This is a genomic window from Streptomyces sp. NPDC058295 (assembly GCF_042880655.1).
Taxonomy (GTDB): domain Bacteria; phylum Actinomycetota; class Actinomycetes; order Streptomycetales; family Streptomycetaceae; genus Streptomyces; species Streptomyces coriariae.
The window spans coordinates 120,278-137,884 of the sequence record NZ_JBHVYO010000007.1; the positions used below are offsets into that span (position 1 = coordinate 120,278).

Consider the following 17,607-nt stretch of genomic DNA (forward strand, 5'->3'; position numbering starts at 1 on the left):
CGACTTCTGTAACTACCAGTATGTACAGTCGGGTCGTGAGCACTTCGGAGCGACTGATCGAGTCCACCCGGGAGCTGCTCTGGGAGCGCGGTTACGTGGGGACCAGCCCCAAGGCGATCCTGGAGCGCGCGGGCGCCGGGCAGGGCAGCATGTACCACCACTTCAAGGGCAAGCCCGACCTCGCCCTGGCGGCGATCCGGCGGACGGCCGACGAGATGCGGGCCACCGCCGAGGGAGTACTCGACGGGCCGGGCACACCGTACGAGCGCATCGAGGCGTACCTGACACGTGAGCGTGACGTGCTGCGCGGCTGCCCTATCGGGCGGCTGACGATGGATCCGGAGGTGATCGCGAGCGACGAGCTGCGCGAGCCCGTCGACGAGACGATCGACCGGATCCGTGAACGGATCGCGCACCTCGTCGAAGAGGGCAAGGAACAGGGGCAGTTCGGGGCCGAGCTGGACGGCGAGGCGATCGCCGCCACCGTCGTCGCGACCGTCCAGGGCGGTTACGTCCTGGCCCGCGCGTCCGGTTCACCCACCGCCTTCGACGCGGGTGTCCGCGGGCTGCTGTCGCTGCTCGCGCCCCGTCCGGCCGACTAGGAGGCCCGATGCACGCCATGCAGTACGAGCTCACGCTGCCCGCCGACTACGACATGCGCGTCATCCACGCGCGCGTGTCCCGTGTCGGGCATCTGCTCGACGACTGGGAGGGCCTGGGCCTCAAGGCGTACCTGCTGCGCGAACGCGGGGTACACGGTTCGCCGGTCAACCAGTACGCGCCGTTCTATCTCTGGAACACCGTGCAGGGCATGAACGCCTTCCTCTGGGGAGGCGGCTTCCAGCGGCTGAGCGACGACTTCGGGCGTCCGACGGTCCGTCAGTGGACCGGTCTGGCGTACGAGGAGGGCGTCGCCGCCGGTTCCCCCGCCCTGTTCGCCGTACGGCGGCGCGAGCCGGTCCCGGACGGAGCGCTGCCGTCCGAGATGGCGCGGGACGCGGCGGACGAGGTGGGGCGGCTGGCGCGCGAGGAGGGCGCGGTGCTCGCGGCGGCGGCGGTCGACACGAGCCGCTGGGAAAGCGTGCACTTCTCACTCTGGGAGCACGACACGCCGAAGGCCGACGGTGATCTGTTCCAGGTGCTGCATCTGTCGGCGCCGGGGCGGGCCGCCCTGCCCGGGGGCCGGCAGTGGTGAACGCCGTGCGGACCGTGCTCGGGGACCTGCCGGCGGAGCGGCTCGGCGTGTGCGACGCGCACGACCACCTGTTCTTCGGCAGTCCCCGGCTGCCCGGTCAGGAGCTCGACAGCCGCTCCGCGGCGCGTGCCGAGCTGGCCGCGTTCCGCGCGCAGGGCGGTGACGCCGTCGTGCAGTGGACGCCGTACGGTCTCGGTCGGCGCGCGGCGGATCTGCCGCCGCTGTCCCGGGAGACCGGGGTGCGGGTGGTGGCCGCGACGGGGCTGCACCAGGACGTCCACTACGACCAGGGGACACTCCACGGCCTGCGGCACCGGCTCGCCGAGGTGTTCGTGGCCGAACTGACCGAGGGCATCGGGACGTCGGGGGTCCGCGCCGGGCTGGTCAAGGTCGCGGGCGGGTTCCACGCCCTCGACGCGCACACCCGCTGGACCATGGCCGCCGCGGCCGAGGCGCATCACGCGACGGACGCGCCGGTCGCCGTCCATCTGGAGCTGGGTACCGGTGCGCTCGACGTGGTCGACCTGCTGTGCGGGGAGTTGGGCGTACCCCCGCACCGGCTGATCCTCGGGCACCTCAACCGGGCGCCCGACGAAGTGGTGCACCGGCAGGCCGCCGAGGCGGGCTGCTGGCTCGCCTTCGACGGCCCGTCACGCGCCCACCACGCCACCGACTGGCGGATGCCGGACGCCGTACGGGCCCTGGCCGATGCCGGTTTCGGCGACCGGCTGCTGCTCGGCGGCGACACCACGACGGCCGCGGCCCGCTCGGTCGACGGCGGCCCCGGCATGCCGTATCTGCTGCGCCGGGTCCGGCCACGGCTGGCGCTCGCCGTGGGTGAGGAGCTGGTGGCGCGGATCCTGGCGGAGAACCCGGGGCGGGCCTTCGGCGTCGAGTGGCGCTGACCGCCGGGCCCGGCCGCGGGACGCTCAGGTGGACGCCTGGTCGCTGTCCTTCAGGGCGCCCCAGCCGTGCCAGCGGTCGATCTCGATCCAGGCGCTGACACGGGAGCGGACCCGGTCGGGGTACGGCTTGCCCGTGTAGTGGGTGGAGATGCGGTCGATGTCCACCAGGCCTTCGTCCTCGCGCAGCTCGGCCACCCGTCCGATGAGGGTGACATGCGTGTACCAGTCGTCGGAGTCGAGGACGGTGAGGGTCAGGCGCGGGTCGCGGCGCAGATGCTGGAGGCGGACCCGGCTCTCGTCCAGGCTGATCAGGACGCGCCCGTCCTCCCAGATGTACCAGGTGGGGGTGGAGACGGGGGCTCCGTCGGAACGCAGGGTCGCCATCACACAGGGGTTGGGGCGGCCCAGCAGTTCGACGGCTTCGGGCGGCAGCGGAGGCTTGGACACGGGATCTCCTCGCGGTTCTGGTGTCTCGCGGTTCTGGTGTCTCGCGGTTCGGGTGTCTCGCGGTTCAGGCGTTCTTGTCGAAGCTGGCGAAGTAGGCGGCGGCCATGTCCTCGTCGCCGTGGCCCTGGGCGGCGGCCCGCTCCAGACGCTCGGCACTCGCCGCCGCCACGTCCAGGCGGACGCCGTGCTCACGACCGGCCTCGACGATCAGCCGCGCGTCCTTCGCCGCCGTCGCGACCGCGAACTGTGCGGGCAGGAGCCGGTCGTCGAGGATCAGGTCGGTCTTCGCCTTCAGGTACCCCATGTCGAGCGGGCCACCCGCGATCAGCTCGAAGAAGGCGTTCGGGTCGACATCCAGCGACTGCGCCAGGGCAAGGACCTCGCCGGCCGCGGCGGTGGCCGCGATGACCCAGCTGTTGGCCACCAGCTTCAGGCGCGTCGCACTTCCCTCGCCACCGTCCTCGCCCGTCCACACCGTCCGCGCGCCCACCGCGTCGAACACCGGCGCCACCGCGTCGCGGTGCTCGCTCGGGCCGGCCGCCAGCACGGTCAGCCGACCGGCCTCGGCGGGCTGCCGGGTGCCCAGGACGGGCGCGTCGAAGAAGACGAGGTCGTGTGCGTGCGCAAAGGCTGCCAGGTCGCCGATGGCCCCGGTCCCGGCGGTCGTCGACTGCACCCAGGCCGCTCCGGCGCGCAGGCCGGGCGCGGCCTCGCGCATGACCTCCAGGGCGGCGGGCCCGTCGTAGAGCATGGTGAGGACGACATCCGCACCCTCGACGGCCTCGGCAGGGGTGTCGACGACGCGGACGCCGTCGGCGGTGAGCGGCTCGGCCTTGGCGCGGGTGCGGTTCCAGGCGCGCACGGTGTGGCCCGCTCCTGCCAGGTTGCGGGCCATCGCGGCGCCCATGATGCCGGTGCCGAGGACGCTCACGGTCAGTTCGTCTGTCATGGCCTCAACCTACTTCGACGCGGCGCCGACCAGGCCGTCCAGCCACGCCTGATGGCGGTTGGGCATCGGGTCCGGCCGCTCGCCCGCCAGGGCGGCCGCGGGCCGCCCGAGCTGGGTCTCCTGGGTCAGGATGCGGACCCGGCCGCCGGGCAGGTCCTCCACCAGCCAGGCGTGCGGCATGTCCGTTCCGGAGCCCCGCCGAAGGAGTCCCGGCCTTGAATCCGTGTGCCGTTGTGCGTAAGGAAGCCGGTGACTGCCTGGCGGCCAGGACTGACGGAAGCGCTCCACCTCGTGGCACCGCCAGCTTTGCCAAACCGGCGGCCGCAACACCCGACGGCGCGCGAGGAGGAGATCCTCCGCGCGATCCGCCACTCCATCCAGGACCGTGGCGAGGCACTGTCCGTGCGGCAGCCGGCGCGGGAGATCGGGATGAACAGCCCGGCGTCCGTCGTCTACCACCTGAGGAACCTCGAGGAGCGCGGCGCCCCAGACAGGAGAAACCGGCACGGAGACTACGGACGAACCGTTGGACGCTCACCGCTCTCAAGCAGCCCGCCCCAGCCACCCCGGCGAACAGGGCGCGGTGAGGCAGTGGCCCTTCGCCGCTTGCAAGCCGACGCTCAAGATGCCGCACGTTCCGACGTCTCCCGGAGCCTCGCAGTGCAACGGCGCAGCGTGATTCGGCTTCACGAGGCTGCGCGTCCTCGGCCGGGGCCGCGCCCCGCGCGGCGGCCTCGGCGGCGCGGACACGATGCCGGCATCTGAGGACGTGGCGGCCGGGTGCTGCTCTGTACGCTGCGATCCGCCGTGACCAACCCGGCGGCCCGGCCGGCCAGGGACGACCGCAGGTCATCGCCGAAAACACACCCAGCGGTGAGGAGACATGACGTGGCTGTCCCATGGGGGCTTGTGATATCCACCGCAGGCGGCGTCGCCGCCACCATCGTGGGTGTCATCGCAGGCGGCATCGTCGGCCGCCGCAGCCAGAACCGGCAGTGGCTGCAGCAGGCCAGGACAGCCGCCTACGAAAAGTTCCTGCAAGCCTTCGGAACCGTGGAGATGGAACTCAGGCACGCCTTCCTGGACCGGCGCCGCCCCGCCGTCGTGTGGGGGCCGTTCAACGCCGCGCTGCAATCCCTGTGCCTGGTGGCGAGCCGGGAAGCCGCCACCGCGGCCGGGGAGATCTGCGACATCATCGAGGCCTTCACCGTTCTCTTCCACGGCCGGCAGCCGACCGACCTCGCAGAGCTCCAACCGATACACACCGGGCTGTACGAGGCACACGTGAAGTTCGTCAACGCCGCCCGCCGCTCGCTCGATGTGTCCCAGGAAGACCTTGTCCGGACCCTGGGCGGTCCCTCGCCATGGGACGGGGTCGAATCCTTCTACGCCCGAGGTGAAGGGCCCCCTGGCAACTGAGCACGTACGGGCGCGTGAACGGCCCCGCCCTGTGCAACCGGCGCAGTGCAGGTGTGAGCCAGGACGCGGAAGGCCACTCGGCCGGAGAGGGGTTGGTGTGACAGCCTCTCGGGCTCTTCGCCGGTCTGGGTGCGCATGCGCGGCTCTCGCGGGCTGGTGTCGTCGACGGCCACCTCGATGGTGTCGGGATGAGCGGTCAGGCGGAGTGTGCAGGTTCCGCCGCCGTGACGCAGGACGTTGGTGACGAGTTCGGAGCGCCCAAGATGACGGAGTCGGCGTCTTCGGGTGCGATTTCCTGCTGGCCGAGGGCTCCCAGGAAGACCCGGGTGGCATCGCGTGCGGCGGCGACGGCGTTCGCGGAAGACTCGGCTGCGGCGTTGACGCTCACCGTGTCCATCAGGTCACCCCGGTCTTGCATCGTCGATGCCCGGTCCGCCTACACGCCGGCCCTACCCGGTCCTGGACCCACTCACCGCGCCGGGCCGGTCTTCGGGGTGTGGTGCCGATCGCGAGGGAAGCCGGATGAGGTGCTGCGATCCGCGACGCGACGCAAGTGCGCCGACCGGAGCGGCTGCCCAGCCGCAGGGGGCCAGGGGTCTGCTTGTTCGTTGTTGTTCGTGGGCGACTACCTCGTGGCCGGACCCACGAAAATCTATGTTGGCTGGAGTAGACATTGGGTGGCGGGCCAGTTATGGTTTCTCTCGTAGACGAGATCAAGAAGGGCCCGGCAGAAATGAACTGCCGGGCAGCAGTACGCAGGACGGTGCGGCGGTGGAGTCCCGAAGCCAGGTTGTTGCAGGACGGCGACGGGGCTGACGGCCGGACCGGGGGGCCCGCAGTGATCAGGGGCCGCCATGAGCAGGACAGCAGTACCAAGCAGTGCAGTTTTCCTGTGGTTCCCCGGTAAAGGCGTCTGACTGCGGGCGCGCGTACCGGGAAGTTCGGCAGTGGGGTTCTAAGCCAGAGCAGATGCAGGACGGGCGACGGGGCTGGCTGCCGAAGAGTGGCGCTTGTTCCAGGCCACCAGCAGTACCGCAGTACCGGTTTCGCAAGTGATTGATCAGAGGGAAGAACGGAGGAGCCCGCGCCATCAGGATCGCCCGGACGAGCAGTGGGTCCGGGTACCGCAGGACATCGATAGTGAGGTGGTCTCCGGTCACGCATTCGCGATCCCCGCATCCCCGGCAGTGTTCAGGTCGGGTCCGCGGAAACATGAGACCGGCGCAACAGTAGGGCCGGCAGATGGTGTAGCAGTTCCTTCGGGGCCCTGGTGCCGGTACGGCACCAGGGCCCCTCCACGCGTTCCGCAGAGAGGTGCGATGACAGCAGACGACTCGTTCGGGCGTCTCGACGACGACGACTACCCCGCCTACACCATGGGCCGGGCCGCCGAGATGCTCGGCACCACCCAGGGCTTCCTCCGCGCCGTCGGCGAAGCGCGCCTCATCACCCCGCTGCGCTCCGCAGGCGGACATCGCCGCTACTCCCGCTACCAACTGCGCATCGCCGCCCGCGCCCGCGAACTCGTCGACCACGGCACCCCCGTCGAGGCCGCCTGCCGAATCATCATCCTCGAAGACCAACTCGAAGAAGCCCAGCGCATCAACGCCGAACACCGCGCCGCCGAAGCGTCCGAACCACCCGCAGCCTGAGGCAGTGCGGGCATTGCCTCAGATGACAGGGTGTACGGGCGTGCAGCGCCTGCGTCAGCTGTCATGATTCGGAACTTCCTCTTCGCCCACGTCTTCGGCGTGGGCGTTCTGCTGTGCTGCTGGAACCGGGCGACCATCTCCGCCTTGCGCATGTTGCGCGAGGCGTACATCGGCTCGATGGCTTGAGACATGGTCGCGTCCGGTAGCTGCCGTACGCATGCGGGCGGTGCTGTCAGCCGGCAGTGGGTCCCTCTCGCGGGTGGGGAGAGGGCCTGTCACCGACAGGACCGGGGTCGCGCGGCCGTGGCTGCGCGAACCTAGGTGCCTCTGGGCACGGCGCTGCCTCGGCCGAGTGTTCCTGGATGTCGGCGTCGGCTGAGAGCGTTCAACCGTCGCCGAGACTGGAAGCGACGACGCTGCGCTCCTGGTCGCCGGCGTGCTGATCGCCGGCGACCAGGGTGTGGCTCGGAAGGGACAGGAGCACCAGGCCGCATGAGTAGGGATACGAGGCCGGGGCCGCGTGGCGCGGCTGGGGGGCCGCATGCCCGGTGCGGCTGTCGTGCGGTTTGGCGGAGCAGACGTTCAGACGCTCGTCCAGGCTTCGAGGAAGGCTTTCCGTCCAGCAGGATCGTCCGACCTGCGGTCGGCGTGCAGGACGCGCCAGGCGGTGAGTTCGAGATCGCGGAGCCACAGTTCTCCGATGACCTGTGTCTTGAGGTCGGGGAGATGGTCGGACTCGACGAGCGCTCGACCGATCACCTCCCCGGCCGCGACGCGTTGGGGCGGGGTCATCTCATCGACAGCCGAGAGGATCTGTCGGGCCAGGGCGGTTCCTTCGCCTGTCAGGGCTTGCACCACCTCGGCCTTGATGTTGGCGGGTAGCAGGTAGGCGGTGCCCGAGGACCTCCACAGGTCCGACCAGAAGCGTTCGCCTGCATCGGTGGGAGCAGGGAGCGCGGCCAGCAGCCCGAGGAGATGGCCGATGGACGCGTAGCCACCGGAGTGGGCAGCCGCGACGACCGCGATGCCGGCGACACGCTCCACATCGAGATGCCGGGCTTCAAGGTCGGAAGCGAGGCCCAATTGGTGCTCCAACTGGTTGGCGAGCGGGGCGGACACGTGGGGGCGGACCTCAGGAAGCATCGGCGATCCTTGCGGGTAGGCGAGCGGAGATGCCAGTTCGGAAGCCCTGATCGTTCCCCAGGACCAGTGGCGCTACTCGGCTCAGGGCGGCCCAATTGGCGGGACCTGGGAGCCGCACCGGCGTCCACCCGCCGCGAGAGAGCCCACGCCCGGCCGAGGCGGCGCCTGGTTTTCGGGCCGGCCTCTCGAAAGGCTGTCCTGTGAGTCTCCTGGTGTGGATCGTGGGGACGGGGGCGTTGGCCGGCATCGCGTTCCGGGTCCTGTGGATCGGAGCCCCGCGCCGGCTGTACACCCCGTGCTACCTGGCCCTGGGCTGGGCGCCGGTGCGCTACCCGCCCGGCTTCCTGCACACCGGCGGGGCGGCCGTCCTCACCCTGATCGTGGCCGGCGGTCTTCTCTACAGCGCGGGCGCGGTTGTCTACGCCCTCCAACGGCCCGACCCCTTCCCCCGCTGGTGCGGCACGAGGTGTTCCACGCGTTGACCGTGGCAGCCTTCGCCGCGCACTACATCGCCATTTCCCTGGCCACCTGCCGACCGCCACACCACTGCGTGCCTGCCGGCCTGCCGGCCTGCCCGCTCGCCCGCCCCACCAGCGGCCCGGGGCCGCGGCGAGACCGGCGCACGGGCCACCGGGGTACACGCCGGGCAGGAAATCTCCACCGGAATACGCGCTCTCTTGAGCGCTTCACGGCGACCCCTGTTCCTGAAACGCTGCGCTTCGGGTGGGTCAATATCTATGGCCGCGAAGTGAGGGTTTGACACGTCGCGCGGAAAGTGTTTTTGCTGCAATCAGCAGGACGGAGCCATTTACCGCACTCGGCCCGCCAGCTCATGCTACTGTCGATCTCAGTTGCAGTTGTGGTTCCCAAAAACTTCAAGCGCCTTCATCGGAATTTTCAGCCGCTGGCGGCGTTTTCGTATTGCCGGTCGTTTTCCGGACGGGGCATCATCGCGGCGACCCGGTATCCGTACATCGCGGGTCCCGGCGTACTGCCCAAGAGGAGATATGACATGGCGTCAGGCACTGTGAAGTGGTTCAACGCAGCCAAGGGTTTCGGCTTTATCGAGCAGGACGGTGGGGGCGCCGACGTATTCGCCCACTTCTCGAACATCGCCGCCCAGGGCTTCCGCGAGCTGCTCGAAGGCCAGAAGGTCACCTTCGACATCGCGGCGGGCCAGAAGGGCCCGACGGCCGAGAACATCGTCCTCGCCTGACGCTGACGCGCACTTCGTAGCTGGGGCCCGCATCCCTCGGGGTGCGGGCCCCAGCTACGGATATTTCCCGCAGTGGTGCGACCTGCGGGACGAGAAGCGTCCGTGGGCCCTCGTCCAGGGACACGCGCCTCTTCCAAGGCGCAACCGGTAGGCGCTCGGGATTTCACGTCCATATGACGTCAGAAATTCGTCGATGCAATCCGCACCAGATCTACCGCACTCCAGATTCTTTTTCGCGTCCATTCGGTCCGTTCTTGTGATTCCCCGCGCTGCTTACGCTGCGGGAATTCCTTGATACGTGCCGTATCAAGGAAGGTTCTCAATGAACTCCGCACGTACCAATGACCGCTCTTCCCGCCGCAGCCGTGGCGACGGCCCCGCTTTCGGTTCCAGCGCCGGTTCGAAGCGGGGCAGCCGTTTCGGATCATCCGCCCCGAACCGTTCAGGGGGTCCGAGCCGTTCGGGCGGCTACGGCCGGCGGCCCGCAACGGTGCAGGGCGAGTTCGCCCTGCCGGAGACGATCACTCCCGCGCTGCCCGCGGTCGAGGCGTTCGCCGACCTCGACATGCCCAAGCAGCTGCTGGCCGCGCTGACCGCGCAAGGCGTGAGCGTCCCGTTCCCGATCCAGGGCGCGACCCTGCCCAACACCCTCGCGGGCCGCGACGCCCTGGGCCGCGGGCGCACCGGTTCCGGCAAGACCCTCGCCTTCGGCCTGGCCTTGCTGGCCCGCACCGCCGGACAACGCGCCGAGGCCCGCCAGCCGCTGGCCCTGATCCTCGTGCCGACGCGTGAGCTGGCCCAGCAGGTGACCGACGCACTCACCCCCTACGCCCGCTCGGTGCAGCTGCGTCTTGCCACGGTCGTGGGAGGGATGTCGATCGGCAGGCAGGCCAACGCGCTGCGCAGCGGTGCCGAGGTCGTCGTCGCGACGCCGGGACGGCTCAAGGACCTCATCGACCGCGGGGAGTGCCGGCTGAACCAGGTCGCCATCACTGTCCTGGACGAGGCGGACCAGATGGCCGACATGGGCTTCATGCCCCAGGTCACCGCGCTCCTGGACCAGGTCCGCCCCGAGGGCCAGCGCATGCTGTTCTCCGCCACCCTCGACCGCAACGTCGACCGCCTGGTCCGCCGCTACCTCACCGACCCGGTCGTCCACTCCGTCGACCCGTCCGCGGGCGCGGTCAGCACAATGGAACACCACGTGCTGCACGTCCACGGTGCGGACAAGCACTGGACGACGACGCAGATCGCGGCGCGCGAAGGCCGGGTGATCATGTTCCTGGACACCAAGCACGCCGTCGACCGGTTGACGCAGGACCTGCTCAACAGCGGGGTGCGGGCCGCCGCCCTGCACGGCGGCAAGTCACAGCCGCAGCGCACCCGAACCCTGACCCAGTTCAAGACCGGGCACGTCACCGTGCTCGTGGCCACGAACGTCGCCGCCCGCGGCATCCACGTCGACAACCTCGACCTGGTCGTCAACGTCGACCCGCCGACCGACCACAAGGACTACCTGCACCGCGGCGGCCGCACCGCGCGCGCCGGCGAGTCCGGCAGCGTCGTCACCCTGGTCACCCCCAACCAGCGCCGCGACATGACCCGTCTCATGACCGCCGCCGGCATCATGCCCCAGACCACCCAGGTCCGCGCCGGCGAAGAGGCACTCAGCCGGATCACCGGCGCCCAGACGCCCTCCGGCATCCCGGTGACGATCACCGCGCCGGTCGCCGAGCGCCGTCAGCGCAGCACGTCGTCCTCACGCGGCCGACGCAGCCCCGCCTCGGTCACCCGGCGCAGGACCCGGCAGTCCTCGTTCGACGCGGCGGCGTAAGGACTTCGTGTTCAGATTCAGGAATCTGGCCCACCTCTGCAGGAGGCACGTTGTGACGATGGTTCAGATGCAGCCCCGCTCGACGGGCGCCGCCCCCGCGCCCAGGACAGTGGCCGACACCATGGAGACCGCCGGACCGCAGGTCTGCGACGACATGACCGTCGAGGTGGCCCTGTCCGTCATGGCGAGCGCCCGCACCTCACACCTGCTCGTCTGCGACAACGACGGCGTGTGCACCGGACTTCTCACCCAGGCCCAGCTCACCGCGGTCCGCGACAGCTCCGCATACACCGACCGGGTCCAGCTGCGGGACATCCTCGTCGACCAGGGGCCCTTCGCCTCACCCGTGACCACGATGACCGAAGCCGAGCACGCGATGCGCTACCGCCGCCTCGATGCCCTGCCCGTGGTCGACGAACACGGCAACGCCCTGGGCGTCCTCGCCCTGGCCCGCTGAACCGCCTCAACCGCGGCAGAACCATCCCCTCGTTCTTCACCTGTGAGGCATCATGCGCTGTGTCATCGCCCGCTTCCCCTTCGACCTCACCAAGAGCGGTGTCCTGGAATCGATGAAGGGCGTCAAGCCCGAGGAAGTCTTCGGGGCGTCCGTGATCGTCGGCCGTCGCACCTACCCCGTCAAGCAGGTCGGGCAGGTCGTCACCCGCCAGGACCGCCGCGACTTCAGCACCGGAGAAGTCCTGCGGGCCATGACCCAGCTCGGCTTCACCTGCCGCGACCGTTCCCCAGCCGCTGCACCCACGCGCACGCTCAGCGCGTTCCAGGAGGCTTCCGCGATGCTCGGGGCCCCCGCAACCGTCTGACCGACGGGCAGGAGTGAGCCGCGGTCGCGGCGGCAGTGAGCTTCGCCGCCATCACCGTGCACTTCGGTGCCGTCCTTCCGGCAGCCACATGAGGCACATGCGGCAGCGCAGAGCGCACGGGGCCTGAACCTGACCGCACACCGTCCGAGAGCGGTGACGGCCGGGCGGCTGAGTACCCGGGCGCAGGCTGGGACACGTGGACACGTGGTGCCATATGACCCGTTCGGTGCTGGACTGGACACCGGCACCCGCGGGTCCGGGACGCGAGTCCTGAGCGGCATCGAGTCGAGGAGTGAGGAGGCGCCGTGACCGCATGGGGGTCAGGCGGGAATCGTGCGGGCGAGGCGTTGACGCTGGCGGGGGCGTTGGAGGCGGCGGAGGCCGCGGCGCCCGTGGAGTCGCTCGACGTGGTCGCCCGCATGCTCAAAGAGCGCCTGGGGGCGGCGTCCGTTTCGTTCCTGATCACCGACTTCAACGGCAGCTCGGTCGTACGGCTGGGCGCCGCGGGCAGTGTCGAGACCGGTGAGCCGGCCCGGCGCATTCCGCTGCGCGGCACCCTGTACGACGATGTGATCCGCAGCCAGCGGCCCGGTGTCCAGGACAGGAGTGAGGGCGCGCTGGTGCGGATCGTCGCTCCGGTGACCAATCGTGGGGACGCCATCGGCCTTCTGGAACTGTTCTTGCCGGCGGCGCCGGATGCGGAGACGATGCGGGAGATCGGTGAGACGGCGCATGCGCTGGCGTACATCGTCATCGCGAACCGGTCGTTCACCGACGTCTACCAGTGGGGCCGGCGCACTGTCCCGCTGAGCCTGGCCGCAGAGATCCAGCACCGGCTGCTCCCGGTGTCGCTGGCGTGCGAGGCGGCGCAGTTCGCGGTGGCCGGGGCGCTGGAGCCTGCCGACCACGTCGGGGGTGACACCTTCGACTACGTCATCGACCGGGACGCCGTCCAGCTCTCCGTCACCGACGCCATGGGTCACGACGTCGCCGCCGCACTGTTGGCCACCCTGGTGGTGGGCGCCCTGCGCCGGGCGCGGCGAGCGGGCGCCGCCCTTGAGCAGCAAGCCCGCCAGGCCGACCAGGCCATGCGCGAGCACGGCCATGGAGGCTACGTCACCGGTCAGCTGCTGCGGATCAGTCTGCTCGACGGTGAGGCGCACTTCATCAACGCCGGGCACCCCTGGCCGCTGCGGATGCGGGACGGGAAAGTGCAGCAGATCGTCCCAAAGGTCGATCTGCCGTTCGGCGTCCACCCCTCGCACCCCTATCGGGTGCAGTCGCTGGACCTGCGACCCGGCGACCGGCTCGTGATGTTGACGGACGGCATGCTGGAACGCAACGCCAACAGCCTGGACCTGTCCGACCTGATCGTCAGCACCCGTGCGCTGCACCCCCGAGAGGCGGCTCGCACCCTCATCGGGGCGATCGTCGCCGCCAGCCACGGTCACCTGGAAGACGACGCGACCGTCATGTGCCTGGACTGGCACGGTGCCGGCCACTCTCAACGGGACGCCGCCACCGGCGCCGACCTCGCCGATGCCTCACCCCCGTCAAGAACGGGACCAACCGCTGCAGGGCGTTGAACTCTGGGCCGCATGGCGCGGTCCCACGCCACCAACAGCGTCGTGCGATACCGCAACGCCGCTCGGCAAGGCGGGTATGACCAAGCCTTCCTCGACCAGATCTTCTGGTGCTGCCTCGCCACGGTAGAGCTGACCAATCGACTGATCTCGTCGCGGGAAACCTGCCTGCACCCTCCGGATCAACCGTCGACCCCATGGTCGAATCCTTTGAGCCTGGGGTCCTATTCGGCGGACAAGAGCACGGCCGGGTGCCCGGATGCTCTGCGACGGCCAGTGCCATATCCAAGATCAGTACCAGCGCTCGGGAAGGAGCTTCCTCACAAACGACGGTGCGATAGCCCGGCCGGGCCCGCGGCCCCCGCCCAGCTTCCGCAGGACCCAGCCCGTTGGCCGCGCGTCCCCGGATCGGTGCGGGAAGTCATGCGGGAGGTAGCGTCATTGGACGCCGGTACGGTCCACGCACAAGATCGCGTCCGTGATGTCGCGCAGGTCGTGCTTGGGCGGCCGGCCGAAGTCCAGGCCCCTGCCACGGCGCTCGAAGCGCCAGGCGGCAAGGACCGGCTCGATCAACTCCCAGCGGGGATCGGACAGATCGCTCGGCTACGGGCAACGCTTCGGCATGCTCGTGATGTATCCCCGCGGACCAAGTGCGCCCAGGCGCACAGCAACGCCGCCAGAAGCGCGCAGGGCTTCGAAGACCAGGCTTCCTGGATGAAACAGTCACCAGCCCTATCCCACCCCACACGACACACCACCCGCCCCACAAGACCCAACCGCACCGGATGCCTCTTCCGCACCGCACCCCTGCACGACCAGTAAAAGACCATTTCGGAATGAGACTGGTGAAAATGACCTCTTAGCTGCGGCTGTCTACGAACAACATGATCAGGACGGCCACCGGAGCGACCACTGCGAGGGGCAGACCGATCAGCAGGTAGCGGCGCAACGTGGCGAGCCGGGTCGCCAGCGCCTCCCGGGCGTCGTCCGCTGACCGGGCGCCGGCGCATCGGGCGGTCTCCTGCGCCTCCAGTCGCTCTTCCAACGCTGCCATCCGATCCACGAGCAGGGCCAGCCGGTCGTTCAGGTCGTGCAGCAACCGCTCCTGCGGCTCTAGGCCCTGGCGCACCTGGGCCGTCCCCCTTTCGACGGCGTCCGCAAGTCTTGTCGGAACGGCGTCCACGGCCGTGCGTACCCGGCCGATGGCCTGCGGCAGCCGACTCAAATCTTCGCCGAATCCCGCCAACTGATCTACCAACGGCCGGAGTTGTGGTCGGAGCGCATTATCGACGGTCTCCGCCACTGCCGCTGCCAGTAGTTGCGCTGTCTCCTGCTCGTAGTCACCGATGGCGGCCATGTCTTTCTCCGTTCTCCAGCGTGCGTTCTAACGCGGCCAGTCGGCCCTGCCACCGCTCCAGATCCTTGCGGATTCGGGCGATCTCGCCGAGTCGGGCCTTGGACATCGGTCGTGCCTGGGCCGAACGCTCGGCCAACAGGGAGTCGATCAGTCGCGAGATCTCGTCGGTGAGGTGCTGCCCACCTTCCTTTGCGCGCTCCTTCAACGTCTGTCGCCCGGCCGCGTCACTCTCCCCCCACGCTTCGACCACGCGGTTGCGGTTGCGCACGGTATCGCTGCCCTCGCTCCGGCCGGCGAATAAATCCTTGGTCTTCTGCCACCTGTTGCGCCAATGGGCGGCTCGGGCGGCAGCGGCCACCCGAGCAATGGGAAACAGCGTTCCTGTCGACGGGGTGGGCGGGTCGCTGATCGAGGCGGTGATGCCCGCAGCCTCGCTCCGGCTGCGGATCTCGTCGGCCATGAGGGCGAGCTGGGCCGCGACGGCTTTGTCCGCGCTGTCGTTCAGGTCCCGGAACGCGTTCTGCAGGTCGTCTTCGACAGTCCGGTACGTGTCCGGTCCTTCAAGGCCATTGACGAGCCTGGTCACCTCCTGCCGGTTGAGCGAGGTAGCCTTCTCCACGCGTTTACGCAACCGTGGCAGGCCCCATTCAGCGGACGTCTCGGCGTCCTTGCGTATCTCAACCAGTACCGTCAGGCTGATGTCCAGCTCGGCCAGCCGGGTCCGGCGGGCGGCCTCGTCGGCATGCGCGATCGCCACCTCTGCGACGCACCTCCGGTCGGTCTCGGTCAGCAGGTTGTGCAGCTGGCGGGTCCAGTCCAGCAGGTACGGCCGCCGGTCTGCCTCGGCGAACCTCCCGAGGTCGCGGACCAGATCCTGGAAGTCCGCGTTGCGGTTCTTCACATCGGTCAGATAGAGCTTGGGCGACTCAACCCCGAGCCGCTTCAGTAGCTTTAGAGCTGATTGCCGGATCTCCGGTAGTTCCTCCGGCGCCTTGAGATCGACCGCCGTAACCGCCACGAACAGCCGCTCCAGGCCCCGGCTGTCCCGCTCCATGTAGCGGAGGATGCGGCGGAGGTTCTTCTCGTCCTCCTGCGCGGCGGCGCGGTCCGCCGGGAGACAGCACAGCACGGTGCACTTGCTCTCGGAGAGGATGCTGTGAGTGATCTCGGCGTGGTGCGGCTTCGGCGCGTCCGTCCCTGGGGTGTCGATGAGCGTGACGTATTTCAGCAGCTCCAGCGGATAGCCGAGGCGTAGTTTTCCGACGCGCAGAGAGATGCCGAGATCCCCGCCGATCCGCTCGAAGGCCTGCTCGGGCGTGAGCGGTTTCAATGTCTTGGTCCAGGGCGCCCCAGCGAATTTACGTACCTCGACCCGGGTGACCACCGTCCTTTCGGGCAGTGTGCGGCCGTCGGGATCGTTGGCGCCGTGCGGATAGACGTAGTCGGGCAGCTTGCCGTGGGCGCCTAGTTCACGCAGTACGTCGACCGTACGGTGGAAGATCTGAACCGTGTCCTTGTCGCCCGCCTGCACGGTCTCGCGTTCCGGGTGGCCCTTGATCAGCCAGAAGGTGCAATCGGCGGGCGTCACCTGACCTGTCCGGAGCCAGCTTGCGAAGGCCTCGATCTCGTCGGCCCGGATCCGGAACCGTGCTTCCTCGTCCCGCTCCCGGGCGAGGAAACACAGGTCGGCCGTGGTACGCCAGTCGACTCCGAGGACCTGCTCCTGCTCAGCCCAGGAGACGATGTTGACGGTCGCGGTCTCGGCACGGACGCTCGTCGGCAGGAGCTTGCGCACCCGGTCGCCGAACCGCTGCTCCACGATGGCGTTGATGAGAGAGGACTTGCCGGACGAGAACTGCCCGAGCATGGCGATCTCGATGCTCTCCGACGCCGACTTGTGGCGAAGTGTGCGGAGCGTGTTCCGCTCCTCCTGGGTCAGTCCCAGCTCTTTGGCCTGCGCGGCGAGGTTGCACATCATGCCGTGCAGGTCGGCGCGCGCTTGCAGGTACCTGCGGGCGAAGTCCGTCTTCGGGGCCTGCAGCGGCGCATCCCCCTCGGCACCTTGGCGGCCCGCCCGGATGTTGCAGTGGTCCACCAGCGCCGACGCTGAGTGCGCGACCAGCGGACGCAGGAACGACACGGGATGGAACCGGGTCTGCTGTGCGTCGCGGCAGAGCTCCTTCAGCACTCCGTCCACAGGAAGGAGGGTCCGGCAGTCCCGCAGTGCGCGGGCCAGCTCACCCCACGCCGCGACCCGCTGCACAGTGGCGTCGACTCGTGCGTCGTGGTGGATCACCGACATCCGGTCAGAGATCGCCGAAGACAGCCGGGGGGCGACCTGGGCGGACCACTCAAGCACCGCCGATCCGGTGCCAGGGCGCATCGCCTGCGCTCGCAGGACCGCCAGGCAATCCAGCAGTACCGTCCGGCCACGGCCGGACGAAGTCGCACCGCCGTGGCCGGTCACCTCGGAGACGACCAATGGAAGGGCATACGGCCAGTCCGCCACAGGTACCGGGACCAGTTCGAGAAGCGACTGACGCGGCAGCAACTGGTCGTCCCTGATGGCCTGCACCACCACCGGCTGCCGGCCGCGCAGCGCCTCGAAGGCCTGGACGTCGAGCTCGGTGACTCCGCGGTGGGGCAGCACGTACAGCACACCGACGGCCGGATCGGCCAGCTCCTCGGCATACTCGGCGAGGTCGCTGAGCGCCCCGTCGAACCCCGGCAGGTCCAGTACCCGTAGACCACCCGCCAGCAGATCGCACGGGACGTGCACGCGCACCCGCCGGAACCGCGCCCCGATCGCCTCCCGCTGCGGCTCCACCGGGAAGGCCGGCCGCCATCCGTCGGTCGCACAGCCGTGGACCTCGATGCCCGGCCCGGCACCGTGCACGTACTCTGTGGGCCCGTGCCACTGCCTGGCGACGGCAGCAAGCGCAAGAGCGCCTGCCGACCCACCCCCGAGCAGCGCTCTCAGCAGCGTGGTCTTGCCGCAGCCCCGGGGCCCCACCACGGCCACCGTGCCGGACTGCGGCGGGGCCGTCGGCAGCTCGATGCCCGCCGCCGCGGCCAAGCCGGTCACC

At 69.6% G+C, this 17,607-nt stretch carries 18 protein-coding genes and 2 pseudogenes; 13 read left to right on the forward strand and 7 right to left on the reverse strand.

The window, feature by feature from the left end; translation table 11 throughout:
* The first annotated feature begins 20 nt into the window (after positions 1–20).
* The 3 genes from ACFVYS_RS09980 to ACFVYS_RS09990 are packed head-to-tail and all read left to right on the forward strand — an operon-like array spanning position 21 to position 2,100.
* Positions 21–602, forward strand: a complete 582-nt coding sequence (locus ACFVYS_RS09980; RefSeq protein WP_389500529.1) for a TetR/AcrR family transcriptional regulator — start codon at positions 21–23, stop codon at positions 600–602.
* An 8-nt stretch (positions 603–610) separates the two neighbouring features.
* Positions 611–1,195, forward strand: a complete 585-nt coding sequence (locus ACFVYS_RS09985; RefSeq protein WP_389500531.1) for a DUF4865 family protein — start codon at positions 611–613, stop codon at positions 1,193–1,195.
* The gene (locus tag ACFVYS_RS09990) at positions 1,192–2,100 is read left to right on the forward strand and encodes a phosphotriesterase (protein ID WP_389500751.1); all 909 of its coding nucleotides are present in this window, start codon (positions 1,192–1,194) and stop codon (positions 2,098–2,100) included. The genes ACFVYS_RS09985 and ACFVYS_RS09990 overlap by 4 nt, the downstream gene beginning before the upstream one ends.
* Positions 2,101–2,124: 24 nt before the next feature.
* Here ACFVYS_RS09990 and ACFVYS_RS09995 read toward each other — a convergent pair whose 3' ends face one another.
* The 3 genes from ACFVYS_RS09995 to ACFVYS_RS10005 form a co-directional block, all read right to left on the reverse strand.
* On the reverse strand, positions 2,125–2,547 hold the full coding sequence (locus ACFVYS_RS09995) for a PPOX class F420-dependent oxidoreductase (protein WP_389500533.1): 423 nt from the start codon (positions 2,545–2,547) through the stop codon (positions 2,125–2,127).
* A gap of 64 nt (positions 2,548–2,611) precedes the next feature.
* Complete coding sequence (locus ACFVYS_RS10000; protein WP_389500535.1) at positions 2,612–3,496, reverse strand: NAD(P)-dependent oxidoreductase; 885 nt, start codon at positions 3,494–3,496, stop codon at positions 2,612–2,614.
* A gap of 9 nt (positions 3,497–3,505) precedes the next feature.
* Complete coding sequence (locus tag ACFVYS_RS10005; RefSeq protein WP_389500536.1) at positions 3,506–3,676, reverse strand: hypothetical protein; 171 nt, start codon at positions 3,674–3,676, stop codon at positions 3,506–3,508.
* 111 nt (positions 3,677–3,787) lie between these two features.
* Here ACFVYS_RS10005 and ACFVYS_RS10010 point away from each other — a divergent pair, with 111 nt between their 5' ends.
* The 4 genes from ACFVYS_RS10010 (at position 3,788) to ACFVYS_RS10025 (ending at position 6,753) form a co-directional block, all read left to right on the forward strand.
* On the forward strand, positions 3,788–4,261 hold the full coding sequence (locus tag ACFVYS_RS10010; protein ID WP_389500753.1) for a hypothetical protein: 474 nt from the start codon (positions 3,788–3,790) through the stop codon (positions 4,259–4,261).
* 42 nt (positions 4,262–4,303) lie between these two features.
* Positions 4,304–4,915 (forward strand): hypothetical protein, encoded by a 612-nt coding sequence (locus tag ACFVYS_RS10015; RefSeq protein WP_389500538.1) that lies wholly within the window; start codon positions 4,304–4,306, stop codon positions 4,913–4,915.
* Between the two features lie 1,319 nt (positions 4,916–6,234).
* Positions 6,235–6,567 (forward strand): MerR family transcriptional regulator, encoded by a 333-nt coding sequence (locus ACFVYS_RS10020; protein ID WP_389500540.1) that lies wholly within the window; start codon positions 6,235–6,237, stop codon positions 6,565–6,567.
* A 63-nt stretch (positions 6,568–6,630) separates the two neighbouring features.
* The gene (locus ACFVYS_RS10025; RefSeq protein WP_389500542.1) at positions 6,631–6,753 is read left to right on the forward strand and encodes a hypothetical protein; all 123 of its coding nucleotides are present in this window, start codon (positions 6,631–6,633) and stop codon (positions 6,751–6,753) included.
* A 396-nt stretch (positions 6,754–7,149) separates the two neighbouring features.
* Here the strand turns inward: ACFVYS_RS10025 and ACFVYS_RS10030 are convergent, their stop codons facing one another.
* On the reverse strand, positions 7,150–7,686 hold the full coding sequence (locus ACFVYS_RS10030; RefSeq protein WP_389500544.1) for a hypothetical protein: 537 nt from the start codon (positions 7,684–7,686) through the stop codon (positions 7,150–7,152).
* Between the two features lie 227 nt (positions 7,687–7,913).
* Here ACFVYS_RS10030 and ACFVYS_RS10035 point away from each other — a divergent pair.
* The 6 genes and pseudogenes from ACFVYS_RS10035 to ACFVYS_RS10060 form a co-directional block, all read left to right on the forward strand.
* A pseudogene (locus ACFVYS_RS10035) lies at positions 7,914–8,236 on the forward strand (hemolysin III family protein); the annotation flags it as partial.
* 486 nt (positions 8,237–8,722) lie between these two features.
* Entirely contained in the window at positions 8,723–8,926 is a 204-nt protein-coding gene (locus ACFVYS_RS10040; protein WP_007387007.1) for a cold-shock protein, read from the forward strand.
* 322 nt (positions 8,927–9,248) lie between these two features.
* The gene (locus ACFVYS_RS10045) at positions 9,249–10,760 is read left to right on the forward strand and encodes a DEAD/DEAH box helicase (RefSeq protein ID WP_389500546.1); all 1,512 of its coding nucleotides are present in this window, start codon (positions 9,249–9,251) and stop codon (positions 10,758–10,760) included.
* Positions 10,761–10,812: 52 nt separating this feature from the next.
* Positions 10,813–11,217, forward strand: coding sequence for a CBS domain-containing protein (locus ACFVYS_RS10050; protein WP_389500548.1), 405 nt, complete (start codon positions 10,813–10,815; stop codon positions 11,215–11,217).
* 52 nt (positions 11,218–11,269) lie between these two features.
* The gene (locus ACFVYS_RS10055) at positions 11,270–11,581 is read left to right on the forward strand and encodes an SCO5918 family protein (protein ID WP_362521259.1); all 312 of its coding nucleotides are present in this window, start codon (positions 11,270–11,272) and stop codon (positions 11,579–11,581) included.
* A gap of 347 nt (positions 11,582–11,928) precedes the next feature.
* Positions 11,929–13,167, forward strand: a complete 1,239-nt coding sequence (locus ACFVYS_RS10060; RefSeq protein ID WP_389500754.1) for a PP2C family protein-serine/threonine phosphatase — start codon at positions 11,929–11,931, stop codon at positions 13,165–13,167.
* A gap of 438 nt (positions 13,168–13,605) precedes the next feature.
* Here ACFVYS_RS10060 and ACFVYS_RS10065 read toward each other — a convergent pair.
* From ACFVYS_RS10065 to ACFVYS_RS10075, 3 genes and pseudogenes are all read right to left on the reverse strand, one after another.
* A pseudogene (locus ACFVYS_RS10065) lies at positions 13,606–13,758 on the reverse strand (transposase); the annotation flags it as partial.
* Positions 13,759–14,023: 265 nt separating this feature from the next.
* Entirely contained in the window at positions 14,024–14,521 is a 498-nt protein-coding gene (locus ACFVYS_RS10070) for a hypothetical protein (protein ID WP_389500550.1), read from the reverse strand.
* Positions 14,505–17,606, reverse strand: coding sequence for a dynamin family protein (locus tag ACFVYS_RS10075; RefSeq protein WP_389500552.1), 3,102 nt, complete (start codon positions 17,604–17,606; stop codon positions 14,505–14,507). The genes ACFVYS_RS10070 and ACFVYS_RS10075 overlap by 17 nt, the downstream gene beginning before the upstream one ends.
* Position 17,607: the final 1 nt, after the last annotated feature.